The organism is Prauserella aidingensis, assembly GCF_024171865.1.
GTDB lineage: Bacteria > Actinomycetota > Actinomycetes > Mycobacteriales > Pseudonocardiaceae > Prauserella > Prauserella aidingensis.
The window spans coordinates 118476-129174 of sequence record NZ_JAMTCN010000001.1; the positions used below are offsets into that span (position 1 = coordinate 118476).

At 71.0% G+C, this 10699-nt stretch carries 2 protein-coding genes (1 of these 2 running past the window's edge); both read left to right on the forward strand.

The annotated features are described in order from the left end of the window. Window positions 1-7141, forward strand: partial view of an SDR family NAD(P)-dependent oxidoreductase gene (locus tag LY13_RS00345; protein WP_253826078.1) — the 3' portion only. It extends 254 nt beyond the left edge of the window; the window shows 7141 of its 7395 coding nt (coding positions 255-7395); the start codon falls outside the window, past its left edge; the stop codon is at window positions 7139-7141. After that, window positions 7138-10692 carry a class I SAM-dependent methyltransferase gene (locus tag LY13_RS00350; protein ID WP_253826079.1) on the forward strand — a complete coding sequence of 1185 codons (3555 nt, stop codon included), beginning with the start codon at window positions 7138-7140 and terminating at the stop codon, window positions 10690-10692. Before LY13_RS00345 ends, LY13_RS00350 begins: the two co-directional genes overlap by 4 nt. The last annotated feature ends 7 nt before the right edge of the window (window positions 10693-10699 follow it).

The window sequence follows — 10699 nt, forward strand, 5'->3', positions numbered from 1 at the left end:
GGCGCTGTTCGACACGCTGCTCGACGTGCTCGTCACGGCGGGGACGTTGCAGCGCGACGCGGGGGACGTGGTCGCGCCGCACCCCTTGCGCGAGCTGTCGCCGGCCGAAGTGGCCTCGATGATCGAGGGCATCGAGGGCGAGTTCCCCGGTACCGCACCGATGGCCCGACTCGTCGGACGGTGCGTCCCCTCCTACCCGGAGGTGCTGACCGGCAGGCGGAGCACTGCCGACGTGTTGTTCCCGGGCGGCGACCCGCCGGTGGACGGACCCGGTGATCACGACGCGGTTTCCGTGGTCGCGGCGGTGGTCGAGGAGTTGGTCCGGGGAACGGACGGGGCGGTGTCGATCACCGAGCTCGGCGCCGGTGCGGGCGGTGCGACGGGTCGTCTCCTCCCGGCCGTGGAGCCGTTCGCGGATCGCGTGCGGTACTCGTGCACCGACCCGTCGCCGTGGTTCGTCGAGGATGCCCGACGCCGGTTCGGAGGCGGTCGGAACTTCGTCGACTTCAGCGGATTCGACATCACGGTCGGACCGGCGGCCCAGGGTGCAACGGCCCGTGGTACGGACGTGCTGGTGGCCGCCAACGTCCTGCATGCCGTGGACGACATCGACGCGGCGCTCGGCAACGCGGCGGAGCTGGTGCGGCCGGGTGGGGCACTCGTTCTCGCCGAGACGGTCTCGGCACCGGAGCCTCTGGTCATGGTGTTCGGCCTGACGGAACGCTGGTGGCCTGCCAACCGCTCGATGCGGTTGCCGGGCTCGCCCCTGTTGTCCGCCGATGACTGGACCGATGCCCTGGTCGCCGCGGGCTTCACGGAGGTCCGCGTACATCCGCTGCCCCCGGGGTCGGATGCCGAGGACGCACCCGAAGCGGTGATCGTGGCGATCCGCTCCCACGATGGGTTCGGGCCGTCCGCAGTGGATACAGGCGTCGGTGCGAACTCGGAGAACCGGGTCGCAGCGGGGGAGCCGGGCGAGGCCGCTGACGTGACGGCGGGCCCACACGGCGGCACCGCCGCGGACCCCGTGGCCTCGACGCCACCGACGCCACCGACGCCGGCCCCGGAGGCCGAACGGGTTCGGTTCGCGGAACGGGAGGGCGCCGCCGCCGACGACCCGGTCGCGATCGTCGGCATGAGTGTCCGCTTCCCCGGCGCGCCCGATGCGCGTGCCTACTGGGATCTCGTCTCCGAGAACCGCGGCGCGATCGATGAGATTCCGGCGCGGCGGTGGGACTGGCGCCGGCATTACACGCCGAACCCTCAGGGCATCGAGGTCGTGTCGAAGAGTCACTCGAAGTGGGGAGCCTTCCTCGACGACTTCGACCGGTTCGACGCCGAGTTCTTCGGCATGTCGGACCAGGAGGCGCGCAACACGGATCCGCAGCAACGGATTTTCCTGCAGGAATGCTGGAAGGCGATGGAGGACGCCGGCTACTGCCCGCACGGACTCGACGCGAACGTGCGGAGGGCGACCGGTGTGTTCGCGGGCGCGTCGAAGCTCGGGTTCGATCGGTTGGGGCCCGAGCGGGGTGTGGAGCTTCCCCGGACATCGTTCGGGGACATGGTCAACCGGGTGTCGTACCACCTGGATCTCGGTGGACCGAGCAAGCCGGTGGACACCGCGTGCTCGTCGGCGTTGGTCGCGCTGCACGAGGCGGCGGAGAGCCTGCGATCGGGTGAGTGCGCGATGGCGCTCGTCGGCGGTGTGAACCTGTATCTGCACCCGTCGACGTATGCCGAGCTCGGCGCCGTCAAGATGCTGTCCAGCCAGTCCGAATGCCCCGCGTTCGGAATCGGCGGCAACGGCATCGTGCCGGGTGAAGGCGTCGGCGTCATGGTGCTGAAGCGCCTCGGCGACGCCGAACGCGACAAGGACGACATTCGTGCGGTCATTCGCGGCACGGCGGTCAATCACAACGGCAGGACCGTCGGCTTCACCAGCCCAAACCCGAAGCGCCAGGCCGACGTGATGACCGCGGCCCTGCGCCGGTCCGGTGTGGACGCCGACACGATCGGGTACCTCGAGACGACCGTCAACGGCACGGAGATCGGTGACGCCGTGGAGATGAGCGCCGTGACGCAGGTGTTCGGCGGCCGCCGCGAGGAGACCGCGGGCACCTTCAGGATCGGCTCGGTGAAGCCCAACATCGGTCACGGCGAGGCCTCGTCGGGAATGGCTCAGCTGGCGAAGGTGGTGCTCGCACTCCGGGAACGCACCTTCCCTCCGACGCGGGTGCCCGCGCAACTCAACCCGGCCATCGACACCGACAAACTCCCGTTCGAACTCTCCGCCGTGCCTGCTCCGTGGGAGCCGCCCGTGGTGGACGGGGGACGTCCGCCCAGACGCGCCGGGGTGACCGGCATCGGCGCGGGTGGAGCGAACGCGCACGCCGTGGTCGAGGAGGCACCGGCGGCCGAAGGGACGACCGGTCACGGACCCGCGCTGTTCGTGTTGTCGGCCCGGACACCCGAGCAGCTCGAGAAGTCGGCGGACAACTGGATCGCCCATCTGAGGGCGCATCCCGGACTGGACCTGGAACGGGTGGCGTACACGACCCAGGTCGGCAGGGAGCCGATGCGGCACCGTCTTGCGCTCGTGGCCGAAAGCATCGAGGGCGTCGTGTCCTTGTTGGAGCGTTGGCGCTCGGGCACGGCGAACGCGGTGGAGACCGGCGAAGCCACGCGTCCCCCGACAGCGGTCCGAGCCGAGCGGGCCAAGGGTCGTACCCTGCACGAGCTCGCCCGGGTGTGGGCGTCGGGCGGGATGATCGCGTGGTCGTCGGTACATCAGCGTGGCAGGCCGCGCAGGCTCGGTGGCCTGCCGACGTATCCGTTCGCCGAGACCTCGTATTGGGTGGACCCGCCGGAGGACGGCGGTCAAGGCCGCCCTCCTGTCGGGGAGGCGCCGGTGATGGACACGGTCACGCAGCCGAACACGGACCCGGTAACGCGGCCGGATGTGGTCGACGACCACCCGATGCTGGACCCTGCGGGCGCCACGACGTTCGACGACGGCACGGTGGTCGTCACCGCGACGCTGTCCCTGACGAATCATCCCTGGCTGGGAGATCACGTCATGAACGGCCGGGTGCTGTTGCCCGGCACGGCGATCGTGGACCTCGTGTGCCGGGCTGGGGACGGGGTCGGTACGGCACGGATCGACGAACTCACGTTGCAGGCCCCGCTGGACCTCACGAACGGGGACGAGGTCACGGTTCGGATCACCTTCGGCGCACCTGCGGCGGACGGCCGCCGTACGGTCGACGTGACGTCGCGTCCTGTGCACGCCGTCGAGAACCGGCCGTGGTCCCGGCACGCGGGCGGGACCTGCTCGCCGCGGCAGGAGGAAGCCGGTTTCGGGTTCGCCGAGTGGCCCCCGCCGGGGGCGCAGGCGCTGCCGATGGACGACTACTACCGGGCGATGGATGCCGCCGGGTACACCTACGGCCCGTCGTTCCAGAGCCTGCGCGCCGTGTGGGCTCGGGGCGCGGAGGTGTTCGCGGAGGTCGAGCTGCCGGCGGAACGGCACGACGAGGCGCGCCGCTACGGCGTGCACCCGGCGCTGCTCGACTCGTCCCTGCATGCCATGGGCTTCGGTGCCTGGGCCGACGGTGGCGGCGGACTGTTGCCGTTCGCCTGGACGGGCATGGCGATCCACGCGCCGGGTTGCGGTCCCCGGGCGCGGGTGCGGCTGGCGGAGGCCGAGGACGGCGGGGTGCACCTGCAGCTGGCCGACAGCACCGGCAGACCCGTGGCACACCTCGACTCACTGGTACTGCGTTCGGCAACGGGGAGGGGCCCGGACCTCGTACGGGACGCCCTCCTCGTGCCGGCCTGGTACGAGGTCGATACCGCGGGGGCACGGGCGTCGGCGATGACATGGACGCTGCTCGGCGCCGATCCGTTCGGACTGGCCTCGGCGGTCGATGCGCGGGAGGACGGCGACTACGTCGTGTTCTCGTGTCCGGACCGTTCGGGGACGCAGGCCTCGGGTGATGTGCAGGTGTCGGAGGCCCATGAGGCCACCGGCGTGGTGTTGGACAGCGTGCGCGACTGGCTGACCGATCCGGCCAACCGTGGCCGCACGCTCGTCGTGGTGACACGGCGCGCGATCGCGGTGGAGCCGGGCGAGGACGTTCTCGACCTGGCGACGGCACCGGTCTGGGGCATCCTCCGTACCGCGCAGTCCGAGTACCAGCGCAGGCTGGTGCTGGTCGACATCGACACGACCACGCGGGCCGCCGAGATCCCCGCGGCCGTCGCCGGCGCCGTGGCGGCCGACGAGCTCCACCTCGCAGTGAGGCGTGGCCGGGTGCTCGTACCGCGGCTGGCGAAGGCCGCCGAGAGTTCGGCGCTGGGGGTGCCCGACGAGCTGTCGTGGCGCCTGGACACGACGGCCCCGGGCACACTGGACGGGCTGTCGCTGGTGCCCGCTCCGGATGCGCGGCGCCCGCTGGCCGCGGGACAGGTGCGCGTGGCAGTGCGAGCGGCGACCCTCAACTTCCGGGACGTGCTCGGCGCGCTCGGCCTGTATCCGGGCGACCTCGTGTTGGGGGCGGAAGGCGCCGGAGTGATCACGGAGATCGGACCGGGCGTGACCGGATTCGCCCGTGGCGACAGGATCTTCGGACTGCTGCCCGGCGGGATCGGGCCGGTGTGCGTCGCTGACGTCCGCACCGTGCGCCACATGCCCGCCGGTTGGTCGTTCACCGAGGCAGCCGCCACGCCGGTGGCCTATCTGACCGCGTATTACGGGCTCTGTGAGGTCGCGGATCTGCGCGCGGGCGAGTCCGTACTGGTGCACGCCGCCGCGGGCGGGGTGGGCAGCGCGGCGGTGCATCTCGCGTCGTGGATCGGCGCCGACGTGTTCGCCACGGCGGGGTCTGCGAAGCACGGCGAGGTGGAACGGCTCGGAGTGCCCGCGGCGATGATCTCCTCGTCCCGCGACACGCGATATGCCGACACGTTCCTGGCCGGGACATCCGGCCGGGGCGTGGACGTGGTGCTGAATTCGCTCACGGGCGAGCATGTCGAGGCGTCGCTGAGCCTGCTGCCACGGGGCGGGCGGTTCGTCGAGATGGGCAAGACCGGCATTCGGGAATCCGAGGACGTCGCGCGACAATACCCCGGGGTCCGGTACACCGCGTTCGACCTCGTCGAGGCGGGCCCCGAACGGATCGACCACATCTTCGACGAGCTGCTGCCGTTGTTCGAACGCGGCGAACTGCCGCCGCCCACGCGGACGGTGTTCGACGTCCGCAACGCTCGCGAGGCCATGCGTCTCATGAGCGGCGGCGGCCACGTCGGCCGGGTCGTGCTCACGATGCCGCGGTCGTTCGCCCCCGGGGGAACGGTGGTGATCACCGGCGGCACGGGCACGATCGGCTCGGTCGTCGCGCGGAACCTGGTCACGGCGCACGGCGTGCGACATCTCGTCCTCGCCTCGAGGAGGGGCGAGGACGCGCCGGGGGCTGAGCAGCTGGTGGCGGACCTGACCGCGCGGGGCGCGGACGTGTCGGTGGTGCGTTGTGACGCCACCGATCGCGGCCAGGTTTCCCGGCTCCTCGCCGGCATCCCGGAGGACCGGCCGTTGACCGGGGTTGTCCAAGTGGTCGGTGCGCTCGACGACGGCATGCTGGCCGGTCAGACACGAGCCCGGTTGGAACCCGTGCTCGCCGCGAAGATCGACTCGGCGGTGCTGATCGACGAGTTGACGCGCGAGGCGGACCCGGACGTGTTCGTGACGTTCTCCGGCGCTGCCGGGGTACTCGGCAACCCCGGACAGGCCAACTACGCCGCCGCGAACTCGTTCCTCGACGCGCTCGCCCGGCGCAGGCGGCACGAGGGCCGCGCCGCGACGTCCATCGCGTTCGGACTGTGGGCGACCGAGAGCGACCTGACCCGCGACCTCGACGAGGCTGCGGCCGCACGGATGGCGAGCGGCGGGTTCCGCATGCTCTCCGACGAGGAGGGTATGCGGCTCTTCGACGCAGCGCTCGCCGACGGTGCCGACGTGGCCGTGCCGATGAAGCTCGACGTGCCCGCGATGCGCTCCGGCCCGGTGCACCCGGTCCTGCGCCGCGTCGCAGGCCTGGACGGGCCGTCGGAGCAGGAGCCGACCGTTCCCGTCACGTCTGCGATCCCGGTGCCGGCAGCTCAGGGAGAGCCGCAGCCCCCGGACGCAGCCGGCGGAGCGGGGACGGCGGGACACCGGCCGCTCATAGACCGGCTGGCGGGTGCGGAGCCGGCACGCAGACGCGAGCTGCTGCTGGGGGTCGTGGCCGAGCAGGTGGCGGCAGTCCTCGAGGGATTCCGCTCCTCGGACGTCGAGGCCGACACCGGGTTCGCCGAGATCGGCTTCGATTCGCTCACCGCCGTCGAACTGCGTAATCGCCTCGACGAGATCACCGGTCTGACCCTGCCGGTCACGTTGGTGTTCGACCAGGCGACGGCCGGTGCGCTCGCCGGGCACCTGCTGGATCGGCTGTCCGCACGGATCTCCGGTGGTCCTTCCGCGAACGACGAGGCGAAACCTGCGGAGCGGCTCGAGTCCGACGCCGCCCTGGCCGGCGTGCTCGGCGGTGAGCACATCGCGTCTGCGGGCGCGATCGCCGACGTGGGGGGTGGGGGCGGCGATCGCCTCGCGGAGCTGGCGGCTCGACAGGGTGATGCGGTCGTGCACACGCTTCCCGCCGACCCTGACGTCCCGCTGCCCGCAACCTACGACCTCGTCGTCCTGCTCGGCGGCCTGGCTTCGGTGCGCAGGAAACGCGAGCTGTTCGCGCGCATCGACGCGGCGCTGATCGACGGCGGCCGACTGGTCGTCTCCGATCACGTCGGGACTCTGCGGGGAGACCTCGACGACCCGGCCTCGGGCCTACACGTGGCGAGCGTGGACACCTGGGTCGGCGTCCTCGGTTCGGCGCGGTTGGTGCTCGAGGAGCTGGCCGAACCGGACGAGGCCGGTATGCCAGGGGCGGCGGACGCGCTCGCGGAGCCGCGCAGGAGGGGCTGGGTCCGGCCGGTCGCCTTCCGCCTGCTCAAGGACACCGCTGCTGCCGCCGCCGAGCGGGACAGCGCCAACCACCACGCGCTGACGGCGTTCATCGGCGCAGGAGATCGGGAGAGCCACACATGACAGACGTCGTGCAGATCGTCGAACAGGCCGCGGCGAAGCTGAATCTGACGACCCTCGCCGGGCTCGACCTGTCGAGGTCGGTGTCGCTCGTCGAGGCCATCAATGCCGAGCTGGGCACGAACCTGTCCACTGGAGTTGTCGCGGAACATCCCGATGTGCGGCGCCTGGCGTCGCACATCGAGAGGGTGCTCGCCGACAGGTCCGCCGGTGAGGACATCGCGGTCGTGGGCATGCACTGCCGGGCGGGCGAGGCAACCGGCACCGAGGAGTTCTGGCGGATCGTGCGTGCCGGCAAGGACGTCACCTCCGAGCTGGCCGATCCGGTCGCCCTCGACATGTACCGCCGGGCGTTCCCGGGTACCGAACTGCCGCGGTACGGCGCCATGCCCGACGTGGACGCGTTCGATCCCGCCTTCTTCCGGATCTCGCCGACGGAGGCGGCCGCCATGGACGCCGCCCAGCGCGTGCTGCTCGAGAGCAGTTACCACGCTCTCGAGGACGCCGCGATCGATGCCGCCGGCCTGCGCGGGGAACGGGTCGCGACGGTCATCGGCACGACGGGACTGGCTCCGCAGGCCGAGTACACGGCGCACTCGCTGTTGGGATCGGACACCAGCGTGATGGTGTCCCGGTTGGCGTACCACCTGGACCTGGCGGGCCCGGCCCTGGCGGTCGACACGGCCTGTTCGTCGTCGCTCGTAGCCATCGACGTGGCTCGCCGCATGCTGCTGTCCGGGGCCACCGACGTCGCGCTGGCGGGCGGCGTGTACGTGTGCAACCACCCCGGCGTGTTTCTGACGATGCAGAGCCTGGGAACCGTCTCGCCCAGCCGGTGTTGCCGCCCGTTCGATGCCTCGGCCGACGGGATGCTCGTCGGTGAGGGGGTCGGCGTGCTGGTGCTGAAACGACTCGACGACGCGGTCCGCGACAACGACCGGATCCACGGCGTGATCCGTGCGAGCGGGACCAATCAGGACGGCAGAACGTCGGGCATCACCGCGCCGAGCACCCGGGCACAGTCGACCTTGCTGCGCGAGGTGCTCGATCGCAGCGGCGTCGACGTCGCCGAACTCGGTTACTACGAGGCGCACGGCACCGGAACGGCACTCGGGGATCCCATCGAGATCGCGGGCATCACGGACGCATACTCGGACCTCACTCCCGGGACCGGCCTGTTCCCCGTCGGGTCCGTCAAGGCCAACGTCGGTCACACGATGGGAGCAGCGGGCGTGCTCGGCGTGATGAAGGTGCTGCTGAGCATGCGAGAGGGGGTGACCGCGCCGTCGGCGAACTTCGACGAACCCAACCCGCACATCGACTTCTCCTCCGCGCCGGTTCGCGTGGACACCGACGAGCGGCCCTGGCGGCCAGCGAGCGATGGGCGTAGGCATGCCGCCGTCAGCTCGTTCGGTTACAGCGGGACGAACGCACACCTGGTGTTGTCGGACCACCCTGCGCCGGAACGGCCGGAGCGGGGGATGCCGAAGCCACAGCTGGTTCCGTTGTCGGCGCGCAGCGCGGAGCGTCTCCGGACCAAGGCCGCGGAGCTCGCGGCGGCCCTGCGCGGTCCGCTCGCCGCCACCGACGTCGCCGACGTCGCCTACACCCTGCAGATCGGACGCGAATCCATGGCCGAACGCGCGGTGGTGCCTGCCTCGTCCACGGATGAACTGGCCGATCGGCTCGACGCGGTCGCCGCAGGTGAGTCCGCGGACATCGATACGTTTCCCGCCGCATTGGCCGAGCCTGCGCGCCAATGGGCGAACGGGGAGCACGTCGCGTGGGCACGGCTGCATCTGGGATCGGCGCCCGGGCGCGTCGGGCTGCCCGGATATCCGTTTGAACGCAACCGGTTCGAGCACGCGTGGGCGGACGGGACGCCGATCGAACGTCCGTCGGCGGGGGAGGCACCCCTGACCCCGCACGCCACGGCCACCGCGAGGGACGACACATCGGGGGAGGCGAGCGGACCCGCCGTACGGGAGGAGCCCGACGGCGTTCCGTCGATGCTGGCGGAGCTGGATGCGGCCGCCGCGGCGCACTTCGCGGCGGATCCCGAACGGACCAGTCTGCGGGCCGCGCTGGCTGCGGAAGAACTCGCCGCCGAGCTGGGTGCACTGTGCGAGCGTCTGCTGCTCGCCTCACTACGGCGCATGGGTGTGTTCGAGGTGGCGGGTGAACGTCACACCGCGGGTGAGTTGATCGAACGCCTCGGGGTCGTGCCCGAGCATCATCGGCTCATCGGCGGTCTGCTGCACCTGCTGGCCGATGCGGGGTATCTCGTGTCCTACGACGGCGTCTACACGACGACCGAAGCCTGCGCGTCGATGACGCTGCGGTGGGACATGTCCGAAGTGGAGGAACTGGCGGGCAGGCTCGTCGAGAGCAGACCCGAAATGGCGGGCTTCGCGAAGCTCCTCACGTCGTGCCTCGACGCCTACCCCGATGTGCTGACCGGCCGACTCAAAGCCCACGAGGTGCTGTTCCCCGAGGGATCTTTCACCGCCGTGGGCGACGTTTACCACAGCGATCAGGACGCCAACGTCCTGGTCGCCCGGTTGGTGGGCGACTACGTCGACGCCCGGCTGGCGCGGGATCCGGACGTCGGCGTGGCAGTGCTGGAGGTCGGCGCCGGAACGGGGGGCACGGCGGCCAAGGTGCTTCCGGCGATCTCAGCGCACGCGGACAAGGTGCGGTACACCTACACCGACATCTCCCGCGGTTTCACTCGTTACGGCGCCGACCGTTACGGAGGTGACCACGGGTGCCTCGAAACGGCCGTGCTCGACATCGACCGGGACCCGGCGACGCAGTCGGTGACCCCGGCCGGTTACGACGTGGTGCTGGCGACGAACGTGCTGCACGCCACTCCGCGGATCGATCGCACTCTCGCGAACGTACGGAAGCTTCTCCGCCCGGGTGGCGTCGTCCTCGTGCTCGAGGTGACGCGGGTGCAGCCCTTCCCGACGTTGACCTTCGGACTGATGCCGGGTTGGTGGAGCTACGAGGACGCCCGACTGCCGAACGGGCCGTTGCTGAACGCTCCGATGTGGCGCAGAGCCATGGAACGCGCGGGCCTGTCGGCGGTGCGCTCGTTCTCCATGCTGGCCACCCGTGAGGACCGGGCGATGGAATCCGTACTGCTCGCCGAGAATCCCGGTGCGACCACGGCCGAGGTCCACGAGGTGGAGTTCGGGGACGTCGGTGCGGCGTCCGATGTGGAGGCGGCCGTGCCGGCAGACCTCGCCGGCGGCGACCCACCGGACACGCCCGAGGGTGGGGCGCTGCAGGCGATGGTCGCCGAAGCGGTTGCGGACGTGCTGGGACTGCCCGACGTGACGGCGACCGACGACTTCCAGGAACTCGGTGGCGACTCGATCCTCGCGACACAGGTGATCTCGCGGCTACGGGGCAGATTCCCGATCGAGCTCGACCTCGGCGGGTTGTTCGAGGCCAGCACGGTGGGCGGGATGGCCAAAGTCGTCGAGTCCGAGCTCGTGGAACGTATCGACGAGCTTCCTGACGGGGTCGTCGAGGACATGCTCGCCTGACCGCCGG